20 protein-coding genes and 1 pseudogene are annotated in these 23,602 nt (G+C 62.5%); 12 read left to right on the forward strand and 9 right to left on the reverse strand.

Annotated elements, in window-relative coordinates:
• Window positions 1-22: 22 nt before the first annotated feature.
• Window positions 23-919, forward strand: a complete 897-nt coding sequence (locus QZH52_RS21185; protein ID WP_301812574.1) for a LysR family transcriptional regulator — start codon at window positions 23-25, stop codon at window positions 917-919.
• A 189-nt stretch (window positions 920-1,108) separates the two neighbouring features.
• Here the strand turns inward: QZH52_RS21185 and QZH52_RS21190 are convergent, their stop codons facing one another.
• The 7 genes from QZH52_RS21190 to QZH52_RS21220 all read right to left on the reverse strand — a co-directional run bounded on the left by QZH52_RS21190 (window position 1,109) and on the right by QZH52_RS21220 (window position 8,556).
• Window positions 1,109-2,083: a Bug family tripartite tricarboxylate transporter substrate binding protein gene (locus tag QZH52_RS21190; protein ID WP_301812575.1), complete on the reverse strand. Its 975-nt coding sequence runs from the start codon at window positions 2,081-2,083 to the stop codon at window positions 1,109-1,111.
• Between the two features lie 124 nt (window positions 2,084-2,207).
• Complete coding sequence (locus QZH52_RS21195; protein WP_301812576.1) at window positions 2,208-3,134, reverse strand: HpcH/HpaI aldolase/citrate lyase family protein; 927 nt, start codon at window positions 3,132-3,134, stop codon at window positions 2,208-2,210.
• Window positions 3,131-4,108 carry an HpcH/HpaI aldolase/citrate lyase family protein gene (locus tag QZH52_RS21200; protein WP_301812577.1) on the reverse strand — a complete coding sequence of 326 codons (978 nt, stop codon included), beginning with the start codon at window positions 4,106-4,108 and terminating at the stop codon, window positions 3,131-3,133. The genes QZH52_RS21195 and QZH52_RS21200 overlap by 4 nt, the downstream gene beginning before the upstream one ends.
• Window positions 4,109-4,152: 44 nt before the next feature.
• On the reverse strand, window positions 4,153-5,256 hold the full coding sequence (locus QZH52_RS21205; RefSeq protein WP_301812578.1) for a MaoC family dehydratase: 1,104 nt from the start codon (window positions 5,254-5,256) through the stop codon (window positions 4,153-4,155).
• Between the two features lie 28 nt (window positions 5,257-5,284).
• Window positions 5,285-6,130: an HTD2 family dehydratase gene (locus tag QZH52_RS21210; RefSeq protein WP_301812579.1), complete on the reverse strand. Its 846-nt coding sequence runs from the start codon at window positions 6,128-6,130 to the stop codon at window positions 5,285-5,287.
• A 25-nt stretch (window positions 6,131-6,155) separates the two neighbouring features.
• Window positions 6,156-7,397, reverse strand: a complete 1,242-nt coding sequence (locus QZH52_RS21215) for a CoA transferase (RefSeq protein ID WP_301812580.1) — start codon at window positions 7,395-7,397, stop codon at window positions 6,156-6,158.
• Between the two features lie 196 nt (window positions 7,398-7,593).
• On the reverse strand, window positions 7,594-8,556 hold the full coding sequence (locus QZH52_RS21220) for a LysR family transcriptional regulator (RefSeq protein ID WP_301812581.1): 963 nt from the start codon (window positions 8,554-8,556) through the stop codon (window positions 7,594-7,596).
• Between the two features lie 180 nt (window positions 8,557-8,736).
• Between QZH52_RS21220 and QZH52_RS21225 the strand changes: the two genes are divergently transcribed.
• From QZH52_RS21225 to QZH52_RS21235, 3 genes and pseudogenes are all read left to right on the forward strand, one after another.
• The gene (locus QZH52_RS21225; RefSeq protein ID WP_436411618.1) at window positions 8,737-9,984 is read left to right on the forward strand and encodes a CaiB/BaiF CoA transferase family protein; all 1,248 of its coding nucleotides are present in this window, start codon (window positions 8,737-8,739) and stop codon (window positions 9,982-9,984) included.
• 136 nt (window positions 9,985-10,120) lie between these two features.
• Window positions 10,121-11,205 (forward strand): annotated as a pseudogene (locus QZH52_RS21230) (IS630 family transposase).
• A gap of 738 nt (window positions 11,206-11,943) precedes the next feature.
• Window positions 11,944-13,005, forward strand: a complete 1,062-nt coding sequence (locus QZH52_RS21235) for a DNA-binding protein (protein ID WP_301812583.1) — start codon at window positions 11,944-11,946, stop codon at window positions 13,003-13,005.
• Window positions 13,006-13,160: 155 nt separating this feature from the next.
• Here QZH52_RS21235 and QZH52_RS21240 read toward each other — a convergent pair whose 3' ends face one another.
• Window positions 13,161-14,168: a LysR family transcriptional regulator gene (locus QZH52_RS21240; RefSeq protein WP_301812584.1), complete on the reverse strand. Its 1,008-nt coding sequence runs from the start codon at window positions 14,166-14,168 to the stop codon at window positions 13,161-13,163.
• Between the two features lie 82 nt (window positions 14,169-14,250).
• Between QZH52_RS21240 and QZH52_RS21245 the strand changes: the two genes are divergently transcribed.
• The 3 genes from QZH52_RS21245 to QZH52_RS21255 all read left to right on the forward strand — a co-directional run bounded on the left by QZH52_RS21245 (window position 14,251) and on the right by QZH52_RS21255 (window position 17,156).
• Complete coding sequence (locus QZH52_RS21245; protein ID WP_301812585.1) at window positions 14,251-15,480, forward strand: MFS transporter; 1,230 nt, start codon at window positions 14,251-14,253, stop codon at window positions 15,478-15,480.
• An 8-nt stretch (window positions 15,481-15,488) separates the two neighbouring features.
• The gene (locus tag QZH52_RS21250) at window positions 15,489-16,034 is read left to right on the forward strand and encodes an NAD(P)H-dependent oxidoreductase (protein WP_301812586.1); all 546 of its coding nucleotides are present in this window, start codon (window positions 15,489-15,491) and stop codon (window positions 16,032-16,034) included.
• A 201-nt stretch (window positions 16,035-16,235) separates the two neighbouring features.
• Complete coding sequence (locus QZH52_RS21255) at window positions 16,236-17,156, forward strand: Bug family tripartite tricarboxylate transporter substrate binding protein (RefSeq protein ID WP_301812702.1); 921 nt, start codon at window positions 16,236-16,238, stop codon at window positions 17,154-17,156.
• Window positions 17,157-17,169: 13 nt separating this feature from the next.
• On the opposite strand, the gene gcvA is transcribed toward QZH52_RS21255, so the two are convergent.
• Window positions 17,170-18,078: a transcriptional regulator GcvA gene (gene gcvA, locus QZH52_RS21260; RefSeq protein WP_301812587.1), complete on the reverse strand. Its 909-nt coding sequence runs from the start codon at window positions 18,076-18,078 to the stop codon at window positions 17,170-17,172.
• A 265-nt stretch (window positions 18,079-18,343) separates the two neighbouring features.
• Between gcvA and QZH52_RS21265 the strand changes: the two genes are divergently transcribed.
• The 5 genes from QZH52_RS21265 (at window position 18,344) to QZH52_RS21285 (ending at window position 23,582) form a co-directional block, all read left to right on the forward strand.
• Window positions 18,344-19,510, forward strand: a complete 1,167-nt coding sequence (locus QZH52_RS21265) for a CaiB/BaiF CoA transferase family protein (RefSeq protein ID WP_301812588.1) — start codon at window positions 18,344-18,346, stop codon at window positions 19,508-19,510.
• 65 nt (window positions 19,511-19,575) lie between these two features.
• A complete protein-coding gene (locus tag QZH52_RS21270) occupies window positions 19,576-20,748 on the forward strand; it encodes a thiolase family protein (protein WP_301812589.1) in 1,173 nt (390 codons plus the stop codon).
• Window positions 20,749-20,789: 41 nt separating this feature from the next.
• Window positions 20,790-21,533, forward strand: a complete 744-nt coding sequence (locus tag QZH52_RS21275) for an SDR family oxidoreductase (protein ID WP_301812590.1) — start codon at window positions 20,790-20,792, stop codon at window positions 21,531-21,533.
• Window positions 21,534-21,545: 12 nt separating this feature from the next.
• Window positions 21,546-22,349: an enoyl-CoA hydratase/isomerase family protein gene (locus QZH52_RS21280; RefSeq protein WP_301812591.1), complete on the forward strand. Its 804-nt coding sequence runs from the start codon at window positions 21,546-21,548 to the stop codon at window positions 22,347-22,349.
• A gap of 3 nt (window positions 22,350-22,352) precedes the next feature.
• Window positions 22,353-23,582 carry an iron-containing alcohol dehydrogenase gene (locus tag QZH52_RS21285; RefSeq protein ID WP_301812592.1) on the forward strand — a complete coding sequence of 410 codons (1,230 nt, stop codon included), beginning with the start codon at window positions 22,353-22,355 and terminating at the stop codon, window positions 23,580-23,582.
• Window positions 23,583-23,602: the final 20 nt, after the last annotated feature.

Raw genomic sequence — 23,602 nt, forward strand, 5'->3', positions numbered from 1 at the left:
TTTGACCTTAAGATCAATCTTTATGAACTTGAAGTCGCTGCGGTATTTCTGCGAGGTGGTCGATGCCAACAGTGCGAACTTGGCTGCGAGTCGACTGCACGTGGTGCCGACTGCGGTGAGCATGCAGATCGCGCAGCTCGAGGGCCTGCTTGGAGGCAAGCTCTTCGACCGGTCCACGCGCCCCATGAAGCTGACGCCACTCGGGCGATTTCTTTATCCGAAAGCCAGGCTTCTGCTGTCGGACTCGCAACGCATGCTGGAAGAAGCGAAGGACCTATCGCTGGGCCGATCCGGATGGCTGAGCATTGGCTTCACACGCTCCACGATCTTCTCGGTTCTGCCGAACGCTGTGCGCAGCTTGAGTGCGAGTGCGCCAAAAGTGCGAATTGATCTAACCGAGATCCTCACGGAACATCAGGGCGAAGCATTGCGCAGCGGGTTGATCCACGTCGGGCTGGCCCGCACGATTGGCCCCTTCAGCACTGAGGACGACTTGGAATGCGTGCCCTTGTTCACCGACCAGCTACTTGTGGCGTTGCCGTCGGAGAACACGCTCGCTCGACGCAAGACGCTCAAACCGAGGGACCTTGACCAGATGTCCTTCATAAGCTACCCCAAAGACCCCAACAGCAGCTTTGCAAGGCACACAATTCATGCGCTGGAACAGGCTGGCATCAAACCTCGCGTGGCGTATGAGGCGAAGGAGATCCACACGGCGTTGTGCCTCGTGGCTGCCGGACTGGGGTTTGCGCTAGTCGGCAAATCGGTGGCGGACAACAACCGGAGCGATGTCCGATTTCTTCCCCTCAGCGGCGTAAAGACAACAGCAAACGTCTTCGCGATCCACCTGAAGGGTGCCCGACACCAGCTTGTCGATGCATTTCTCGACATCGTGCTGTTGCAGTCAATGGCAAGGTAGCAGCTTCGCGGCCCCAGGTGGACAAAAGCAGGAGGCGCAAGGCAGAGTACAAGGCTTTAACGTGCATGGGGCCAACCAAACTCAACGAGGGTCTTCCCGATATTGCGCGAGCCTAGCGTCGAAGTCATAGGGTAAGTGCCTTCTGTTACCTGTCGCCGGCGCTCACCCTCACCAACCTGCGCAGAAGTGCTAGTCAGCCTTGATATTGGACGCCTTGATAAGACTACCAAGCCGCACGCGTTCCACCGCGATGAGTTTTGACATCTCAGCAGGCGTTGAAGCCTCAACTGTCTCGATGCCCAATGTCAGATACTGATCCTTCACAAGTTTCGACATCACTGCATCCTGAATGCCCCTATTGAGTGCATTGAGAACCGGTTCGGCAGTTCCTTTCGGTGCCATCAAGCCTATCCAGGCGTAGAGATCGAAATCACGCAGGTCGGTTGCGGTGGCAAGTGGGGCGATGTCGGGAAGTGAAGTGCTTCGTTTTGCCGACGACAACGCGTATGCACGTACTTTCCCAGATTTCACGTGTGGCAACACCGAAGTCACCGAGTCGAACATGAAGTCCACCCTCCCGGCAATCACGTCGACTATGGCCCCACTGCTCCCCTTGTACGGAATGTGCGACGCCTTGGCGCCGATCTTGGAGACGAAGAGTTCCGAGATGAGATGACCGATAGAGCCATTGCCCGAGGATGCAAAGCTGTACTTTCCAGGGTTGGCTTGCAATAGCGCGACGAGGGCCTTTGCGTCCTTGGCAGGAAACGATTCTGCCGTGATGAGCACGTACGGGACTGTGGCGATGAGGCCTGCTGGTGCGAAGCTGTCGGCGTCATAGTTTGTCTTTGACAGCAAGGGATTGACCGTTACAGAGCCCGTGGACCCGGCCAGCAACGTATATCCGTCCGGGGGCGATTTCGCCACGGCATCGCTCCCAATGCCGCCACCTGCGCCTGCACGGTTGTCGATGATGAACGGCTGCTTCATGCTGGAGCCAAGGCGTTCGGCGACGGCACGCGCCGCAGCATCTGTAGCTTGTCCGGCCGTCCAGGGCACGATCACTTTCACCGGCTTTGCAGGGTACGAGTCGGCGGCGAATGCAGATGCGGCGGTGCACATCGCGATGCACGTGGCTACGAAGCGAAGGGAACTGAATCTCATGATGGTCTCCAGAGAAGGTCTGTATAAATAGAGTCGGCAAACTGGCCCAAGTTGAGCAAGCGTTCGCGAGGGCTGCGGGGCAACTAGCCTGCTGCGATGCTGGGTGGCGGCTCGATGGGCGAGGTCAACCGTCGTCCGCTTTAACGGCCTGTCCCAGCGGCTCCTCAAGGACATCGATGGCGTGCGCAAGGTTGAGGATCCTCTTGGCGTCCTGAACGTGCAGTTCCTCAACGAGCTTCCCGTCTAGGACCGTCAAACCACTACCTGCCAGAACCGCCGCCTCATAGGCTTCGATGCGCCGGCGCGCTTCGCCTATCTCGATTGATGACGGGCCATAAACCTCGTTTGCGACAGCCAGTTGGGACGGATGGATCAGCGTCTTGCCGTCGAAGCCCATATCCCGCCCCTGCTCGCAGGCGCTTCGCAACCCCGATTCATCGTTCAACGAGAGATGAACGCCATCAAGAATGCTCAGCTGATAGCTTCGTGCAGCCAAGATGCAGAGCGACAATGCTGTGTGAACCTCGTGGCGTCCGGCAGTATGGCGAGCGTGCAGGTCTTTGACCAGATCGGAGGTGCCGACCACCAACGTTTCCAGCAGCGAATGGGATGCTGCAATTTCCCGGAGATTGAACATCGCGACGGGCGTTTCGATCATTGCCCAGATCCTCGTTCGCAAAGGGGCTCCGGCCCTGTACATCAGCGCTGCGAGATCTTGGATTTGCTCAGCCGACTCGACCTTGGGCAGTAACACGGCGTCTGCGCCCAATGTTGCGATGGCCGCGAGGTCATCGTGTCCCCATGGTGATTGCAGCGAGTTGATCCGCACGACAACTTCGCGGTGGCCGTAATGCCCTGGCCGCAATGCTTTGGTTACGTTCCTTCTGGCCGTCAACTTAGCCTCCGGCGCGACCGCATCCTCAAGATCCAAGATCAGGACATCAGCATGAAGGAACTGCGCCTTTTCCATGGCCCTCGTGTTTGCGCCGGGCATGTAGAGCGCGGAGCGCCGGGCCCTAGGACTCGCGCCGGGATTGCGCGCAGCGGTCATGAATGCGCCCTCAGCTGTGCAGCCTTGTTCAACAGGCTTTCAGCCATCTTGATGCTTGCGATGTCGATCAGCTTGCCATCCAAACTCACCGCGCCCCGCCCCTCTCGTTGGGCTACGGTCATCGCATCCATGATTCGGCTCGCCATGGCGATCTCCTGTCCATCCGGGGAGAACACGTTGTTCGCGAGATCCACCTGCGAGGGGTGGATGGCCCACTTCCCTTCATAGCCGAGAGCTGCGGCGCGTCGTGCAGCAGCGTTGAAGCCCGCTGGATCCGAGTAGTCCCCATAGGGACCATCGACCGGTCGCAACCCATAGGCTCGGCATGCGACCAGGACGCGCGACTGTGCGTATTGCCATACGTCAGCGAGGTAGAAAGATCGCGCTTTGTCGCTTGGCGAGCCAGACAGAACGCCGTACTCCGGAATGGTCCCACCGATGGACGTCGACCGAGCTCGTGTGCTTGCTGCAAAATCGCCAACGCCAAAACTCAAAGCTTCGATCCTGCTAGAACTGGCCGCAATCGCCTCGACGTTCGCCATGCCAAGCGCTGTTTCGATCAGAAGGTCGAAACCGATCTTCTTGGTCCTCTTCTTGGCGAGTTCGACCTGGGTGACGAGCAAGTCCACGGCATAGACATCCGAGGCGACGCCGATCTTCGGCAACAGCAGCATGTCCAGCCTCGGGCAACCCTCCACGAGATCGATGACGTCGCGGTACATGTACTCCGTGTCTAGGCCGTTGACGCGTACCTGGAGCGTTTTGTCACCCCAGTCGATGTCGTTCAACGCCTCCATGGCGTTCTTTCGAGCTTGCACCTTCTCGCTTGGTGCGACGGCATCCTCGAGATCTAGGAAAATGACATCAGCCCTCGACCTTGCGGCCTTCTCGAAGAAGGCTGGATTGGACGCGGGGACCGCAAGTTGCGATCGCTGGAGGCGCGGCCTTGTGGGCTCAATGACGGTTGCACTCATGATTTGATCGTCCTGGTAAAAGGTTTACGGGAATGGCTGACCGGCTATGCATGGCGAGTTCCGTTGAAGTGGTTGCGCGGCACCGCGACGGAGTAGTCCAGGTCCAGGACGACCGCCGGGTGGTAGTTCGAGCCGCGCGTCTTCCCTTCGACTTTCAGCGCGGGAACCTCGATCGGCGGCGTGTTCTTCAAGCCAACCAGGCGTAGCCGCAGCACTCCGACGTCAGAACGACTGGTAGCCGTCCGTCGGTCCAGCACCTCCGAGTAGGCATACAGCGTGTCGCCCGCGACGCACGGAGCGACGTGGGTTCCACCGTCAATCGACAAGATGGACAGCACGTTCTCAAGTCCGTCATAGGCGAGCGCGCGGCAGATTGAAATCACATGGCCGCCATACACCAGACGTCTACCAACAGGTGAACTGCGCATCTGCAGCTCGTCAAAATGCGGCCGTGAGTTGTTCTGGTAGAGACGCGTGGCCGACATGTGATCGGCTTCCTCGATCGTCATTCCCAGGGGATGATCGATCCGGTCGCCTGGTGCATACTCCTCCCACAGGCGTCTGGATCCGGTGGCCTCGCACCACGCCTCCAAGGCTTCTTTCGTATGTACACGCGCCGGTATCACAAGATCATCGAGCGGCGTCGCGGAGGCGAGTTCAGGCACGTGGCTTTCAGCGACCTCCGCTTCGGCCTTGCGCTTGTAAACCATGACCCATCGCACCCAGGTGAGCACCACGATGCCATCCCCGTTGTGGCAAGTGGAGCGGACATAGACAACGCCAGTGCGCCTATTGGAGTTCTCCTTCAAACCGATCACGACGCTTTCGCAGCTGAGAGTGTCGCCAGCGAACACTGGAGAAAGAAAGCGCAGTTCCGCGTACCCGAGGTTTGCAACGGCGTTCAAGGAGATTTCAGGAACCGTCTTGCCAAATGCAATGTTGAACACCAGCAGATCGTCCAACGGGCGTCCTGCATAGCCGATCCCTTGAGCGACAGAGTCGGCGGAATGGCTGGCAAAGCGGGATCCGGTCAGGGCCATGTAGGTCGCGCTGTCGCCGTCGGTCACCGTACGCGGTGTGGCATGGCGTATGACTTGGCCAATCCGAAAATCTTCGAAGAAGTTGCTGTGATGCTTGTGTATGGTCATTGGTGCTCCATGGGCAACGCCCGCTGTTTCAGGCCAGTTCCACTGTTGCCGTCGTCGCAATCAAGCCTTGAGCGTCACTCGCCCAAAGTTGCACCGATCCATCGGGTTGCCTGGCACCCGCAACGCTGAACGGTCGGATGTCGGTCAGCGGGCGCACTGCACGAAATGCGAAGCGCCTCACTGTGGACCCTGGTAGTTCGCTGTGCAGCAGGTCCAGCAACAGCGTCGCAATCAATGGTCCGTGCACTACCAGACCGTCGTAGCCTTCTTCTTCACGTGCATACGGCCGGTCGTAGTGGATGCGGTGAGTGTTGAACGTGAGCGCCGAATATCTGAAAAGCAACGCGGGCGTGGGCTGGACGCTGCGGCGCCAATCCGCATCCACCGGCGCGCACACTGGAGTGCTGTCAGTGGCCCCCGGCGCGGGAGCTTCCCGGTAAACCAGATCCTGCCGTTCAACCAATGCGAGCCCTGATTCGTCGCTGATCTCGTGCTGCAACTGTACGAAGACGAGCTTGCCGCTGCGGCCCGACTTTGCGTCAACGCCGACGATGCTCGATTTGCGTTGAATTGCACTTCCGACCTTGAGAGCTCGGAAGAATTCAAGCTGGCTTCCAGCCCACATCCGTCGGGGTAGCTCGATAGGAGGCAGGAAGCCGCCTCTCAGCGGGTGGCCGTCTGTGCCGAGTTCAGATTGCCGGGGAGTCGGCCGGAAATAGATCCAATGCCACAGAGGCGGCACGTCGTCACCAGCCATGTGCAACATCGTTGAGCGATCGAGCGTTGCGGCCAACCCGTCGAGGGTGGTCGACGAGGCGACGTCGGCCAACACTTCGTGCTTTCCAACCCAATTCTTCAGCATGCCGGTATCCATGAAGGCTCCTTCGGTTCAGGGCGGGTCAAGCGCGTTGCATCAACGGGTCGCTATCCGGACCCGCCACGATCCCGGCGTCGTGGAGCCGCCCAACGGCACCTTCGTTAAGGCCCAGCACCTCGAGAAGAATCTGGTCGGTGTGCTGACCGAGCAAGGGTGCCGCCACCGTCGCGTGGCGCTGCAAGCCCGAAACACGCAAGGTGCCACCGGCTGCGAGGTGGGTTCCCACGCCAATCGTGCTCACGCGTTCGAAGACCGGATTTGCCTCGCTTAGACGTGGGTCGCCAACGAATGCGTCTTGCACCGTTTGGTAGACGCCCCAGCACACCTTGTGGGCTTGGAAGATGTTGCGCACCTGTTCGATACCGCGGGAGGCACACCACGAGCCGACATGCTCGGCGATCATCTCGCGTGCTGAGTAGCGGTCTCCTTCCTTTTTAAGGTCGAGACCTCGATCCGACTCGATGTGGGCACAAGTGCCTGCCAGGTCGCACGCCCTGACCAAGCTACTCCATTGACCAAGCGAGATCGCGGCCACGAAGACTCGACTTCCATCTGCCGTACCGAAGTCTTTGCCGAAGGCGCCGTAGAGGTAGTTGCCGAGTGACGGTCGTTCCTGCTGCAGCAGTTCGGCTTCCGCCAACATGCCCAAGTGGGAAAGCATGGAAAAAGCGACATCAGAAAGCGCAAGCCTCAGCTCGGCGCCCTGACCTATGGCCTGCCGATTTGCCACCGCCGCAGACACGCCGAACGCGGCCTGGTAGGCGCAGGCGATGTCCCAGGCGGGCAGCACGTGGTTCACGGGCGCATCCTTCGAGGCGCCTCCGGTCATCGCCGGGAAGCCCGTTGCGCAATTGACGGTGTAGTCGACCGCGGTGGAGCCATCGGGGTTGCCTTCGATCGTGCAGGTGATCATGTCCGCTCGATGGTGAGAAAGGACGGCGTGGGATAGCCATGGCACGCCGATGTTCGTCAGTAGTACGCCCCCGTCGTCGCCGGGCGCCACCGCCAGCGACTGCATCAGCTCCCGGCCCTCGGCACGCCGGATGTCGATCGCGATCGAGCGTTTACCCTTGTTGAGCCCGGTCCAGTAGAGACTTCGTCCTTTCGGCATCATCGGCAACCGCGCGTAGTCGATACCGCCGCCGATCATGTCAACACGAATGACGTCCGCGCCGTACTGGGCGAGCGTCATGCCGGCGAGCGGCGCGGCGATAAAGGCCGAACTCTCGACGACGCGGAGTCCACGCAAGAGGTTGAAGTTCAAAGTTGTCTCCGTTGAGCGCAATTGACTGCAGGCGACGTGCTGGCCGCCTTTTGATCAAGGGCTCATGTCCGGCCGAGGCCGTATGGAGGGGGACTTTAGGTTTGCCTCGACGCTCTGACAATCGAAGTTATCGCGTCGATTGTGCAGATCATCCGCACAATCCAAATCGTCACCTTTGGAAGCTGTGGCGTGAGCGTCAGGTGCGTGTGCGGGAGCGCTTGGGTTTTTCGGATACGCGCTTCTCCGCTGGGTCCGCGATGAGTTGCCGAAGCAGCTGCACTAGCCGCAGCGAAGCGGGCGAAAGCGCCTGCCCGCGCAGGGTGATCACCGCGACCTGCCGGAGCAGTGGAGGTTTGACGATTCGCAGCGAATAAACCGAAGGTCCCAACTTTGCAGGCAGCGCCACCTTGGGCAAGATCGCCGCGCCAAGCCCAGCCGTGGCCATCGAGATCAATGTCTGGGCCTGCGTGAACTCGTAACGATTCGAGATCGTCAGGTTCCGCTCCTTGAGCGTGGCCTCGAGCATGCCGCGGAGGGCGGTAGCTGTGTTCAGAACCAGCATGGGCATGCCGGCCAGCGTGGAGAGTGCGATCGTCGACTTGCTTGTCGAGATGAAGCGCTTTGGAACGAGTGCATAGAACGGATCGTCAAGCACGGTCTCGAACGAAAAATCCGAAGTTTCGATCTTGGGCCCAATTCCGAAGTCGACCTCCCGGCGACGCACGCTCTCGAAAAGGGCGGTCGAAGTCAGTTCCCGCACCGAAACTTCGATGCCCGGGTAGTCCTGCTCGAACGCGGCAAGAACGCGTGCGAGGCGGGTCTCGGCGATAGTCGGCGAGCAGGAAAGCGCCACGCGGCCTCGCTTAACGTCCGCGGACTCCTGAATCTTGCGAAGACCTGAGCCCACCTCCTGCAAGGCACGCTGGGCGCATTCAAGCAGCTGGTGTCCCTCCTCCGTGAGGCGAACGCTGCGCGTCGTGCGGTGGAACAGCGACACTCCCAGTTGCTCTTCGAGTTGACGCACCTGTGCGCTGACGGCCGAAGGAGAGCGGAACGTCTTTTCCGCGGCGACACGGAAGCTGCTGTGCTCGCTTACCTGCAAAAACGTCTGAAGCAGCTTGAGATTGACGTTTGGCAGTGGAGACGCAAGTGAGTTCATGGCTGGGCCGTGGTCAGAGAATCCGATGAGAGGATGTGGATGACAACGCGTCGCGCGTTGTGTGATTGTGCAGTCGCTCAGCACAATCATCAACATAAACGCGTTTGTCCGTTTCGCGGACCGCTTCTACAGTCGACTTCATCGCGGTGCAGCCCTCTCTTTTCTGGATGGCAAAGCCGGATTCAAAAGGAGACCCAATTGCAATCGACATCGAGCAAACAAGCCAGCGCCGGCACAGCTACCGGCGCGCTGGCGGGCCTGCGGGTCTTGGACATCGCGACGTTCGTCGCCGCGCCGTTTTGCGGCACCATCCTTGCTGACTTTGGCGCGGAAGTGATCAAGATCGAGCAGCCCAAAACAGGCGATGCCCTGCGCCAGTTTGGGACGATCACGGAGTGCGGCGACAGCCTCGTTTGGCTCAGCGAGGCCAGAAACAAGAAGACGATCACGCTGGATCTTCGCAAGTCCGAGGGCGTCGATCTTTTCAAGAAGCTGGTCGCGGAGTCGGACGTCGTGCTTGAGAATTTTCGCCCTGGCACTTTAGAGAAGTGGGGCATCGGTTTCGAATCACTGATTGAGATCAATCCTCGCCTGGTGATGCTGCGCATCAGTGCCTACGGACAAACTGGTCCCAAGCGCGGAGAACCAGGATTCGCCCGGATCGCGCATGCCTTCGCAGGTCTTTCGTGGCTGGCAGGGGAGGCGGACGGACCGCCGGTGGTCCCTGGATCGACCTCGATGGCCGACTACGTCTCAGGCATGTGGGGAGCGATCGGCGTTCTGACTGTGCTCCGGGACAGAGAAAGGACCGGCCGCGGTCAGTTCATCGACCTCGGTCTCTATGAATCGGTTTTTAGGCTACTTGACGAGATTGCCCCTGCCTACGCCAAGTACGGAACAGTCCGCGAGAGAATGGGTGCGGATACCGTTAACGTCGTGCCTCACAGTCACTATCAGACTGCAAGTGGTGAATGGGTGGCCTTGGCTTGCACTAACGACAAAATGTTCGAGCGCCTTGCGGTGGTAATGGGACAGGCTGGACTGGTGGCCTTGTACCCAACAAGCGCGATCCGAGTCGAGCATCGTGTGAAGGTCAATGCCTTGGTATCGGGCTGGATGGCCGACCACAGCTTGGCGGAAGTGATCGAGAAGACGCGCGAAGGCGGAGTGCCGTGCGCGCAGATTTACTCGGTCCGAGAGATCTTTGAAGATCCGCAGTACAAGGCTCGCGGGAATCTTCTGCACATCCATGATGAAAGGGTCGGCGCTCTCGTGCTGCCTGGCCCCTTGCCCAGGCTATCGGAAACCCCGCCGACATTTCGCCACGCGGGCCGTGCTCTGGGCGCGGACAATCTCCAGGTGTTCGGAGACATACTCGGCCTGTCGGCAGAACAGGTGGCCGCACATGCAGAATCCGGGGTGATTTGAGCGAAGCTGCTCGAGCCCGCTCGGAGGGGCACGATCTGACGGAAGTTGATTTTGACTTTGGAATGTCCTAGTGCAGTGCGCTCGAAATAGCGGAACTTAATCGATACGGCACACTCCGACCTCGACGGAGGTCGTCATGCGCATTGCCCCAAGGATCGAACTGGATGCTGCTGCTCAACGAGAGTTGACGACACTGGCGCGGCGCGGCCGCGTCGAGGCTCGTGTGCAGCAACGCGCCAAGATCGTGTTGTTGGCCGCTCAGGGCTGGCAGAACAAGGACATCGCCTCCGAGGTCGATCTGGATCGGCGCCAGGTGGCCTTGTGGCGCCAACGCTTCCTGGAAGGCGGGGTTGAGGCCCTGATGCACGATGCGCCGCGCCCCGGGCGCACCCCCAGCGTGACCACCGCCGAGTTTGAATCGAGCATCGTCGACAAGACGCTGCAAGACAGGCCCATTGCTGCCACGCACTGGAGCACGCGCACGCTGGCCGCGCAACTCGGGGTGGGGCCGACGACGATTCGCCGCGTGTGGCAGCGCAACGGCCTGAGGCCGCATCGCCAGAGCAGCTTCAAGCTCTCGCGCGACCCGCGCTTCGAGGACAAGCTGCTGGACGTCGTGGGGCTGTACCTGAACCCGCCCGAGCGCGCCTTGGTGCTCAGCTGCGACGAAAAGAGTCAGATCCAGGCGCTCAACCGCACCCAGCCGGGCCTGCCGATGAGGAAAGGCCGCGCCGGTACCGCACGCACGACTACAAGCGCCACGGCACGACCACCCTGTTCGCGGCATTGAACACTCTGGACGGCACGGTGATCTCGATGTGCCAACAGCAACACCGGCACGCAGAGTGGCTGCAGTTCCTGCGCCTGATCCAGCGCAAAACGCCCAAGCACCTGCAGCTGCACCTGATCGTGGACAACTACGGCACGCACACGCATCCCGACGTGCAGGCCTGGCTCACCAAGCACCCGCGCTTCGTCATGCACTTCACGCCGACCAGCGCGTCGTGGCTGAACATGGTCGAACGCTTCTTCCGCGACATCTCCGAGAACCGCATCCGGCGCGACAGCTTCACCAGCGTGCCCGAACTGGAACTGGCGATCGATCTGTACGTGGCCCACCACAACGCCAACCCGAACCCGTTCATCTGGACCAAGAGCGCGACCGACATCCTGGCCAAGGTCACGCGAGCCAAGGCTGCGCTGGCACGGAGCACAAGATAAGTACATATCAGATTGGCGCACTACACTAGAGGCCAAGGCTCGCAACCCCAGCCCCCTACCGTCCATGTCTAGGGCAGCTGTTCAACCCATTCCGGCCGCCCACGGCGACGGGAAAATCGACGGCTTAGGGCCCGAACTCCCATTTCGATCGCGGCAGAGCGGGCGTTCGACTCTTCGAAGACAAGGTCGCTAGAGGGCAGGCAGTGGGGCTATGACTGCGATGCCTTGAGGACCGGCCGTCCATACCGAGGTGTCCTCGGCACTTGGATGACTGGAAACGGGCCGACAGCGTAAGTTCGCCGTCCGAACGGGTAGGACCGCAGCCGCTGCGAAGCCGAAATCCGATGCTGTCTGTACGGTGCTCGGCCAACGCACAAGCCGGCCCCATGAACCCCCGGCGTCAGCTTCTGACAGGGCCGGGGGTCAGGCAGGCAGGCGACTATCTGGGACATCCCCACGTGAGCCGGCTTGGGAGCCCGAGACGCGACTGGGGGAGGGGGTGCGAGCTTGGAGCGGTCCAGGCGGCAGGCAGGCCCCGATTTTCCGTGGCCGCGCGCGAGGACGTCGGCTGCGACGAGATTGCGGTATTCCAGCGCTTCAGCTTGAACGACCCATCGCCTCAGGTGCATGCAAGACTGCAAACTCGTAAGATCTACGTGCAATACATATTGTGTGGCATGCAATTCACGCGATAGGGCACCATAATCCGCGCTTATCGACCCCAATCGGAGGCTGTCGATGAATCCTGGCACCACGGGCGTCTCGGCGTCCAACCCATCAGTCCCGGTCCGGCGGCGAGGGCCGCGCGGCGTGCAGTTGGAGGAAGTGGTCGAGGCGGCCGATGCGCTGCTCGGCCGAGGCCTCAAACCGACCATCGAGCGCGTGCGCCAGCACCTGGGCGGCGGCTCGCCCAACACCATCAGCCCTATGCTGGACGTCTGGTTCGAGCGGCTCTCCGCCCGTGTCGCGGGCGTCACCGTGCCGACCGAGGACGACCTGCCGCCCGACCTGCGCAACGCGTGGAACCACGCCAAGCATGAGGCGCGCACCCTGGCGAACGAGGCGTTGCTGACAGAGAGCACCGCGCTGGAGCAGGGCAGGACGCAGCTTTCCGCAGATCAAGCGGAAATGGCGAGGAGGGAAGAGCAATGGGTGGCAACGAACGCTGCCATCGAGAAGGCGCTGACTGAGACGCGCGCGGCATCAGAGGCATTGCGGAGTGAACTGGCTTCGGCTCAGGGCGAGCTTGCGACCCTGCGCAGCCGGTATGACGCCGATGTCGACAAACTGCGGGAGTCGCTCGAATCAGAGCGGCTCGGGAATGCCGCGCTGCGGACCGAGCGCGAGAAGGCGATCCAGGCTCGCGAGGAGGTGTGGCGGCAAGAGCGACAGAGCCTTGCAGCGCGAGAGGTCGCCCATGAGCGTCGATTCCTGGCCGAGATCGATCAGGCTCGCCAGAGTGCGAAGCAACTGGAAAGTGAACTTGCCAAGGAAAGAAAGCGCCGACTGCAGGGCGAAGAGGCGGCAGCGGTCGAAAGGAAGACAAGCTGGGCCGCGCTTGAGGAAGCGAAGCAGGCCGACCGAGACCTCAGAGACGAATTGAAGGCGCAAGCGGTTGCGCTCTCACTGGCGCGGGGGCAGGCGGAAAATCTGGGCGAGAAGTTGGCGGCTGTGCAGTTGCAACTCTCAAATGAAGCCGCTGTGCACATACAGACGCGTGCCGCGCTCGCTCAGGCGATCGCAGCGGTAGGCCAGCGGTCGCCTTCAAAGCGACAGTTACGCAGCGCGTCGCAAAAGTGACGCGAGGCGCACGGCCAGACTTCCGTAACCGGGCCAGAAGCAGTCGTTCTGTAGCGTCACACAATTTGTTCGAAAGTCGGCTTCGCTGCGCTGTGCACACACAACAGCCGTCGTTTGAGCGCATCGATGCCGAGGCCAGCGTCTGCCATGGCTTCTCAGCGAAGAACGGCTTGCAATCCGTCCGAGTTCCGGTTTTGCTCTTTCAGGAACTCAATCAGCGCGCGCAGCTTCGGTGTGACACCGCGGCGGCCTGGGTAGTACAGAGTCAAGCTTGGCAGCGAGTGCGTCCATTCATGGAGCACGCGCACCAGACGCCCGCTTTCGATGAACCGCTCCACGTAGGCGCTGGTTAGATAGGCGGCGCCGATGCCATCCAGCGTCGCCTGAACAATGGCGGCAATGTCGTTGATGACGACCACATGCTTCGTCGGGGAGAGACTGAGCGTCCTCCCATCCTTGAAGAAGGTCCATCGCTCTAGCACACCGCTGCTCTTGTAGCGAAAGCCGATGCAGCGATGGGCGAGCAGGTCGCGTGGCGTCGACGGTGCGCCGTACTTGGCCCAGTGCTCAGCGGTGGCGACCACATAGCTTGACATCGACGGGCCGACCTGCACGCCAACCATGTCGGCGTCGACGATGTTGTTGTAGCGAATGCCGGCGTCGAAGCCACCTTCGACGAGGTCGATCAGCGTGCTGTCGATCGAAATTTCAATGCTCAGCTCGGGATACCTATCCAGAAACCTTCGCAGGACCGATTGCAGCACGACTGTGTGGGCGATGCGGGGCAGGTTCAGGCGCAAGGTTCCCGTCGGGCGGGCATCGGTTTGTCCCAATGCACCCGCAGCCTCGTCGAGTTCGATTACGGCGGGCCGCACGCGCTCGAGGTATCGTTCGCCGGCCTCGGTCAGGCGCACGCTGCGGGTGGTGCGCGTGAACAATGCAATGCCGACCCGTGCCTCTAGCAGACGGATCGACTGGCTCACGGCCGAAGGCGTCAAGCCCATGCGGGCTGCCGCCGCGGAGAAGCTCCGGGACTCGGCCACCTGGACGAAAGCTACGAGACCTTCGAGGTTTTCCTGGCGCATTTTTTCAGGTTGCTCGCTAAAGAGGGGCGCGACATCGCGCAAGTTTTCCGGATTATGTAGCGGCGCTACAAGCCTCATTGGGCGATCGACGGCTTATCAATTCGAGGCGCGGCGCCCACAGTATGGCCTTCGGGATCCACTCCTCCACAAGGCTGTCGCAATGAACACCTCGGCTCTTCAATCACCGCTCCCCAATGGGGACGTTTCGGCAAAGGGGCGTTCTGTCGTGTTGGCGGCCAGCGTCGTCACCGCGGTGTTTGTTCTCTCCAATTCCGCGACGCCGCTCTACATGCTGTGGCAGCACAAGCTCGGATTTTCCTCGGGCACGCTCACCGTCATTTTCGCCGCGTACATCGTCGGGTTACTGGTTACGCTTCCCATTGCGGGCCAGTTGTCGGACCGCCTCGGCCGCAGGCCGGTGCTGCTGCCCGGCCTGGCCAGCGCGCTCGTTGCATGTGCGCTTTTCGCAACCGCGCAGTCCGTGGGCGCGCTGATGATCGGCCGCTTCCTGACCGGTGTTGCCGTCGGCGTGATCGTCTCGGCCGGCATGGCCGCGGTGGTCGACGTTGGAGGCGCCGCACTGAAGCGCAAGTCGTCGCTGGCGGCGTCGGTCGCCATGGTCCTTGGCGCCGGACTCGGCCCGCTGGGCGCGGGTGTCGTCGCGCAATGGACGCACTCTCCCATGCCGATCACCTTCGCCATCGAGGCGGCCCTCATCCTGCTGGCCGGCATCGTGGTGATGGCGTTGCCCCTAAAGCAGCACCCCAGGTCGCGCCCCGCCACCGGCGCGAGCCGCCTCGGGCTGCACATACCCTCCATTCCGGCCTCGAACCGCGAGCATCTGCTTCAAGGCGTCGCGGTCTTCGCCCCCGGCCTGACGGCAACATCCTTCGTGCTGGCACTTGGCCCCACGCTACTGTCCCGCCTGCTCGGCGTATCGAGCCCGCTGGTGTCCGGCCTGACGGCGTGCGTGATGTTCCTTGCCGCCACGGGCGTGCAGTTCGCGGTGCGCGGCGTTTCGGTGCGCGCCATGTTCTTCCTCAGCTGCACGGCCACCGCCGGCTCGATGGTCAGCCTGCTGGGCGCCATCTACTTCGGTAGTCCGGCGTTGCTTGTTGCTGCTGCAATCCTCGCTGGCGTTGGCCAGGGGCTGGGGCAACTCGGCGGCCTGACGCTCATCAGCACCCACGTGCAGGAGGCGCACCGCGCCGAGGCCATCTCGCTGCTCAACATGGGCGCCTACGTCAGCGCGGGGGTGCTGCCGATGTTGAGCGGCTTCGCGATCGACCTCGTCGGCCTGCGCGTCGGCGCCACGATCTTCGCGGGGGTCCTTCTTTGCAGCGTCTTGCTGTCTACCTTGCACATCGCCCATAACGGAAGCAGGAAGTGAGGCAGGCCATGTCACATTCATCCCTTGTGGTGGTCGCGCATCCGAGCCTGGAGTGTTCCCGTGTCAATCGGGCCTGGATGCAGGCCTTGCGTTCGACCGATGCCACTGTCCACGATCTCTACGCCGCATATCCGGACGAGGAGATCGACATCCGGGCCGAACAACAGTTGCTCGCACGGCATCGGCGCGTGATCCTGCAGTTTCCGTTCCAGTGGTATAGCAGCCCGCCGCTGCTGAAGAAGTGGCTCGACCTGGTTCTTGAGCATGGATGGGCATACGGCGGCGGGGCGAACGCGCTCGAAGGAAAGCAGCTGGGCATCGCTGTTTCCGCGTGGTCGCGCGGTGCCGACTACTGCAAGGACGGGCGCTACGGCAGAACCATGGAAGAGCTGACCAGCCCGTTCGAGGTAACGGCCTTTCGATTGGGCATGCAATACCTGCCGGGCTTCTTCCTTGCCGGAGTTGACGCAGTGGACGACCAGGCGCTGCAAGCGAATGCAAGGGGCTACGTGGGGTACGTGCTGGACTCGGACAGTCCCGAGGCCGCGCGCTGAACGCGAGTTGCGGTTTACCGCACGTCAACGCACCCCGGCACAAAAGTCGATTGCCGCCTCATTCGGCCCTGGTCAACATGCCCTCTCCAACCACAAGGAGACAGCATGTATTTCGAATGGAGGCACTACCGCGAATCCGCGCGCACGAAGCGCCCCCGTGCCTTGCGAGCCGGCCTGGTGGCAGTGCTTGGGGCGCTGGCGATGCAGGTCGCCGCGGCGCCGACCGGCTATCCGGCCAAGGCCGTCACCATCGTCGTGCCGGCGCCGCCCGGAGGCATCATCGACGCGTCCGCCCGCTTGATCGGCCTGCAGTTGTCACGCGCGCTGGGCCAGCCTTTCGTCGTGGAGAACAGGGGGGGCGGCAGCGGCAACGTGGCCTATGCGCAGGTCGCCCGCTCGGCGCCCGAGGGCTATACGCTGCTGGTTTCCTATTCCGGCTACCACGTCGGCAACCCCTTGTTGACGCCGAAGCTGCCATGGGCGCAGAAGGACCTGGAGCCCGTCGCACTGATCGCCGTGGCAACCAATGTCATCACGGTCAATCCGTCGGTGCCTGTTCACACGCTGGGCGAGCTGATCGCCTACCTCAAGGCGCATCCGGGCGAACTGAGCTACGCATCCCAGGGCAACGGGTCGGTTTCGCATATCGGCACGGAAATCTTCAAGCAGCACACGGGTACGCAGATCCTGCATGTTCCCTACCGGGGCTCCGGGCCCGCGCTGCAGGATGTCCTGGCCAACCAGGTACAGATCTTCATCACGACTCCGCCCTCTGTCATCGGCCACATCAAGTCGGGCAGGTTGCGCGCGTTGGCGGTAACGTCGAAGCAGCGATACCCCGAACTGCCCGACGTGCCGACCACCGCGGAGGCAGGCCTGAAGGGCTATGAACTCGAAACCTGGGTGGCGCTGTTCGCGCCCGCTGGCACGCCTCGAACGGTCGTCGACAAGTTGTCCGCGCAAGTGCGCCTGGCCATGGAGAGCCCGGCAACCCGCACTTCCGCCGAAGCCTCCGGGTTCGATGCGCGCTACGAGCCGCCGGACGAAGTCTCGCGCCGCGTCGCGTCCGAAAGCGCACGCTGGGCGAGGGCAATCAAGGAGGGGAACATCAAGGCCGACTGAGTGCCGGGCCGGCTCAGCGCGCGGGTGGCCCGCCCGGCCCCACGGAGCGTTCCAGTATCCACTGACGGAAGGCTGTCATTTGCGGCCTCTCCGGTCTGCCCGAAGGGGTCAGCAGGTAGTAGGTGAAGCTTGCGCGGTCGAGCAAGAAGTCGAATGCCTTGACCAGTTCGCCACTGCGAAGATCCTGTTCTACCAGGAAGAGTTGCGCCATGGCGATGCCTTGCCTCTGGATGGCCGCGGCATAGGCCATGGCCGAGCTTTGGAACATGGTGCCCGCACGCGGGTCCACGCCAGCCGCCCCCACGGACGCCAGCCAGTCGGCCCAGTCGTCGGGACGTGCCAGCGAATGCAGCAGCGTGTAGCGCGACAGGTCGTCGGGCACGCTCAGTGGGGCATCTGGACTCGGCAGATGCGGGCTCATCACCGGACACAGCACATTGGGCACGAGCCAATAGCTGTTTGCGCCGCGCCACAGCCCGTCGCCCAGGCGGATGGCGCCGTCGATGTCTTCGCGGTCGAAGTCGACATCTTCCAGCGATGTCGTCAGGGACACCTCGATCTCCGGGTGACGGGCGTGGAAGTCCGAAAGCCGCGGGATCAGCCAGCGCATCGCGAAGGTCGTGTAGGCCCGGATGCGCAGTTCCTGCTTCTGCACCCTGCGGCCCAGCCGGGATGTGGCCTCGCGCATGTCGTTGAGCGCCCGCGAGATCGACTTGAAGTATTCGGAGCCGTGCCGCGTCAACGCGATTTGCTGATGGCCGCGCAGGAACAGCGGGGTCCCCAGGAACTCCTCGAGTTGCCGCACCTTGCGGCTGACCGCGCCCGGCGTGACGAAAAGCTCTTCCGCCGCAGCGGTCACGCTGAGGTGGCGGGCGGCCGCCTCGAAGGCTCTGAGCGAATTGAGCGGGGGCAGTTTCTCCATGGGTGTGCAAGCTTGCTGCTTTCATTGCATTTACGTCAAGCAGGTCTTTCCCCACACTCGGCATTTCGGACGATTTCTCGATAACACCCACCCTATGGGCCTTTTTTTCCACGGTTGACTAAAAGTCAACCAAGACCCCTTCAAAAGTCGTTTGCGAGGGCATGGGGCGAAGAACGATAGTTCGGCCAGGCCCCCGCAAAGCTACCGCATGAGCTGCCTTGCCCAGCGGGGCGTACAGGGCCGCAACGACACCGGAGATAGACATATGGAAGACAACGACGGCAATCTCGCCGGCCTCTTGGTCGTCGACTTTTCCCAGATCGCGGCGGGCCCGACCTGCACCATGATGCTTGCGGACCGTGGCGCCGACGTGATCAAGGTCGAGGCCCCCGGCGGCGACCTGGGACGCACGCTGGGGCCGCCCTTTCTCGAAGGCCATGGCGTCATCTTTCTCTCGCTCAATCGGAACAAGAGAAGCGCGGTGCTGGACTTGAAGCTCCCGCAAGACCTGGAAGTCGCGGGTCGTCTGCTGCAACGAGCGGACGTCGTCGTGGAGAGTTTCCGCCCAGGCGTCATGGCGAAATTCGGGTTGGACCATGCAACGGTTTCAGTCGGCAACCCCCAGTTGATCTACTGCAGCATTTCCGCATACGGCCAGCACGGCCCCTACAGCGGCAAGCCTGGCGTCGACGGCGTCGTGCAGGCCACCTCCGGCCTCATGAGCATCACCGGCGCGGCGGACGGCGTACCGGCCAAGGTGCAATCGCCCGTCGTCGACATGGTCACGGGCTTCCTGGCCACCACCGCCATCCTCGATGCCCTCATGGCAAGGCGCGACAGCGGCCGAGGTGCGTGGCTGGACATCAGCATGTATGCGGCCGGCATCCAGCTGCAGCAGATGGGACTGGCCTCGTACCTCGCGTCGGGCAAGCCGCCCAGCCCTTGCGGAAGCTCTGCCCCCTATTCGGCGCCCAACGAGGCGTTTCCCACTGCCGACGGCTGGATCATGGTCGCGGCCTATCAGCCCAAGCGCTGGGTTTCGCTGTGCCGCATCCTGCGCGTTGCGGAGCTGGCGGTTCATCCGTTGTTCAGCACATCGGACCTGCGCGTGGCCAATCGTGCAGCGATGTTCGAGCAGCTCTCGGCTCAGACCCGCCGCTTCTCCAGCACGGAACTGCTCGACGCACTGGAAGCCGAGGACATCATCTGCGGCCCCGTCAACACCTATGCCGAAGTCGCGGCGTCGCCTCCCTTCGAGGCGATGACGGCGTCTTTCCAGCACCCTGAGTCTGGCGAAGTGCGCGTGATCGGCCCGCTTCCCACCGGCTGGGATGGCGCGTACCGCACAGGCCCGCTGCGTCCCGCGCCCTTGCTGGGCGAGCACACCGCGCAAGTCATCGATTTCGCACGCCAGGCCACGCGCTGCGCCTGAGCGCCCAGCGGTTCCCTGCATATCTCCATGCGCAAACGCATTTCCACTAAAACCCAGGATCTCCCATGAGCGAAGCAGTAATCGCAGGCGTCGGCATGACGCCATTCGGAAAATTTCTCAACCGCAGCCTGAAGTCGCTGTCCGAAGAGGCCGTGAAGGAAGCATTGGCCGATGCCAACGTGCAGCCGGGCCAGATCGAGTGCGTGTTCTTTGCCAACGCGGCCGCTGGTGTCGTCACCGGCCAGGAAATGATCCGTGCCCAGTCGTCCCTGAGAAACACCGGCCTTGCCGGCAAGCCGATGTTCAACATCGAGAACGCGTGCGCCTCCAGCAGCTCGGCGTTCAACCTTGCGCGCGCCGCGGTGGCTTCGGGCCAGTACGAATGCGTGCTGGTCGTCGGCAGCGAAAAGCTCAGCCACGAAGACAAGAAGGTTTCGTTCGGCGCCTTCGCGCGCGCGGTGGACATCGAAGAAGACCTCGGTGCCCACATCGGAACGGGCACCGGCAGCGTCTTCATGGACATCTACGCCGCGAAGACGCGCAAGTGGATGCAGACCGCGGGCGTGGAAAAGGAGGACTTCGCACGTGTCTGCGTCAAGAGCCGCCTCGCCGGGTCGCTGAACCCGAAGGCGCAGTTTCGCGCGACCACGACGCTGGAGGAAGTGCTGTCCAGCCGCATGGTGAGCGACCCGTTGACTCTGTTCATGTGCTCCTCCATCGGGGACGGCGCCGCCGCCATCGTGGTGTGCTCTGAGGCCTATGCCCGCAAGCTCGGCGTGAAGCCCGTGCACATCAAGGCCTGCTCCATCGTCAGTGCCCCTGGCATACCGGGCGCTGAACTGGTGGCGGTCAGCGCGGCCAGACTCGCATACGAGCAGGCCGGCCTCGGCCCGCGGGACATCCATGTGGCCGAGCTGCACGATGCCTCCGCGCCGGCCGAGTTGATTCACTACGAGAACCTGGGCTTCTGCGCCCCCGGCGAGGCGGGCGCATTGATTCGCTCGGGAGACACGGGCCTGGGTGGCCGCCTGAGCGTCAACCCGAGTGGCGGTTTGCTCAGTCGCGGCCATCCGATCGGCGCCACCGGTGCGGCACAGATCGTGGAACTTACCCAGCAACTGCGCGCGCGCAGTGGCGAGCGCCAGCGCCACGGCGCCAAGGTGGCACTGGCCGAGAACAACGGCGGGCAACTGGCCGGGGATTCCGCCGTCGCGCTGGTCACCATCCTGGCCGTGTGAAGCGCGCCGTTCATGCAACAACGCCATATATGGAGACGGCGATGACAGAAAAAGTAGCGGTAGTCACAGGCGGCGCGCAAGGTATTGGCCGCGGAATCGTTGAGGCATTTTTGAAGAAGGGACTGCGGGTTGCCGCCTTCGATCTGAGCACGGCGGCGCTGCGGCAGGCTTCAGACCAGTTCTCGGGGAGCGGTCGGTTTCTCCCGCTGCAGGTGGATGTGACGTCCTCCGAGATGGTTGGTGCCGCCGTGGCTGAGGTGACCGCCAGGTGGAAATCGCCCGACGTGCTGGTGAACAACGCCGGCCTCAGCCGCGACAAGCGCATCCAGAAGATGAGCGAGGAGGACTGGGATTTCGTCATCAACGTCAATCTGCGTTCGCAATTCCTTTGCGTGAAGGCGGTGATCGACGCCATGGTGGCGCAGAAGTACGGCCGCATCATCAACATGTCTTCGCGTGCATGGCTCGGCGGCTTCGGGCAGGCCAACTATTCCGCCGCCAAAGGTGCCGTGGTGAGCTTCACCCGATCGCTGGCCATCGAGCTGGCCTCGCATGGCATCACGGCCAACACGATCGCGCCGGGCATCATTGAAACGCCGCTGTTCGAGTCGTTCGACGAAGAGGTCAAGGATCGCCTGAAACGCAGCGTGCCGGCGGGGCGCATCGGTCAGCCCGCCGACGTCGCTGCCGCGGCGCTGCTGTTTGCCAGCGACGAAGCGTCCTACATCACGGGGCAGACTTTGTATGTCTGCGGCGGCCGGTCGCTTTCCAGCCCCAGCGTCTAAAGGAATCGTGTCATGACCATCGAGCTGAGCTACGCGCAAAGAGTTGCCACGCTGACCCTGAATGCCCCCGAGTCGCTGAACGCGCTCGCAATTCCAGACCTGCTCCAACTGCGCCAGGAACTGCGTGTCCTGCAAGACGATGAACAAGTACGCTGCATCGTGCTGACGGGTGCCGGTGCCAGAGCGTTTTGCACCGGTGCGAACTTGAAGGAAACACTGCCGCCGAGCGACTTGTTCGCAAAGGGGGCCCTGCTGGGCCGCATGGCGGAAGCAGGCCGCGACGGCTACACCCGCCTGCTCGACCTCAGCGACTTAGAGCTGTGGAAGCCCATGGTCGCGGCAATCAACGGCTACTGCCTTGGCGGCGGGTTGGAGTTGGCCATGCAATGCGATCTCCGCATTGCGAGCGCGAGCGCATCCTTCGGGTTGCCGGAAGTCAAGGTCGCAAGCATTCCGGCGGCCGGCGGTGTCCAGCAACTGCTGAGGGCCATTCCCGCAGCGCACGCGATGAAGCTTTCGTTGACGGGCGATCGCATCGATGCGGCAACCGCGCTGCGCATCGGCCTGGTCAGCGACGTGTTCGCGCCGGACGACCTGCTTCGCGAGACCCACGCCATCGCTGTGCGAATTGCCGCGAACGGGCCGCTTGCAACGCAGATGGTGAAGAAGCTTGCGTTGGAGACCGCGCACCTCGCGCCGCGCGACTTCATCGCGCAGGCCGCCCTGCGATGGGGCCTGCTGCGCGATTCCAGGGACCGTATCGAAGGGCGCAAGGCATTTGCCGACAAGCGCACCCCCAATTACATCGGAGACTGAAAAATGACCGTCATGGTTCCTCCCGGCCTTCGCTATCGTTTCACCGGACACGAGCGTGTCCTGCACAACGTGGTAGCGTCGCAGGCACTACCAGAATTGATGGATTGGTTCGGCTATCGCCGTGCCTTCGTGGTGTGTTCGCGCACGCTGAACACGCGCAGCGACGTCATCGCCAACCTGGTCGCGGCGCTCGGCGACCGCTGCATCGGCCTGACCGATAAGGTGGGCGAGCATTCGCCGCTGTCGAACGTGTTGGCCGCGGCAAGGCGGGCCGCCGACCTGGATGCCGACGTCATCGTCTCGGTGGGCGGCGGCTCCGTCATGGATATGTGCAAGACGATGCAGCTGTGCATCTCCGAGCAGGCATTCGAGCGTGAGCGGCTGTTGCAATTGCAGATGCACATGTCGGCCGATGGCACCGAAATGCTCTCCGGCACCACCGCCGCTCAGCGCATTCGGCACATCGCGATTCCCACCACCATCTCCACCTCGGAATGGACGCCGGTCAGCACGCCTGTGGATGACCAGACCCATCTGAAGGCGCGTTTCGTGGTGCCCGAAGGTGCACCCCGCGGCATCGTCTACGACCCGGCTCTGCTTGCCCGCACGCCGCTGTCGCTGCTGCTGTCGACCGGCGTGCGAGGGCTCGACCACGCGATCAATACCGCCTGCTCGCTGCACCCGCACCCTTTTGCCAGCCTGCTCGCGGAGAAGGCGATACAGCTATATGTGGAAAACCTGCCGCGCTTGCGCGACAGCAACGACACCGAAGCCTTCACCAATTGCCAGCTGGCCACCTGGTACACCGGCATGGGGCAGATGTCGGTGCCGCACGGCTTCAGCCACTGGATGGTGCATATCGTGGGGCCGCTGGGCGGCGTTGCGCATAGCGATGCGGCCTGCGTACTGATGCTAGCCCAGGCCCGATGGCTCGAGCGCCACGCGAAGGAGCAGCACGCCAGGATGCTGCAGTTGCTGAACCGGAGGGAGTCTTTCGCCGATGTGCTGGAAGGCCTTCTGATGCAGCTGGACATGCCGCGAACATTGGCTGACCTGGGGTTGAAGGACGAGCAGATCGAGTCATTCATCCAGCCCGCCCTTGACCACCCCCAGGTCACGCACAACAACCTGCGCCCGATTCGCACCGCCGCGGACATCCGCGCCGTCCTGGCGCTGGCGGGCGCGTCGCCGCAGGGCCGAGACAGCCTTGCCGACGGCCCTCGCGACGTCTGAAGCACTACCCATTACCCCGG

It is taken from the genome of Variovorax ginsengisoli (genome assembly GCF_030486595.1).
Classification (GTDB): domain Bacteria; phylum Pseudomonadota; class Gammaproteobacteria; order Burkholderiales; family Burkholderiaceae_C; genus Variovorax; species Variovorax ginsengisoli_B.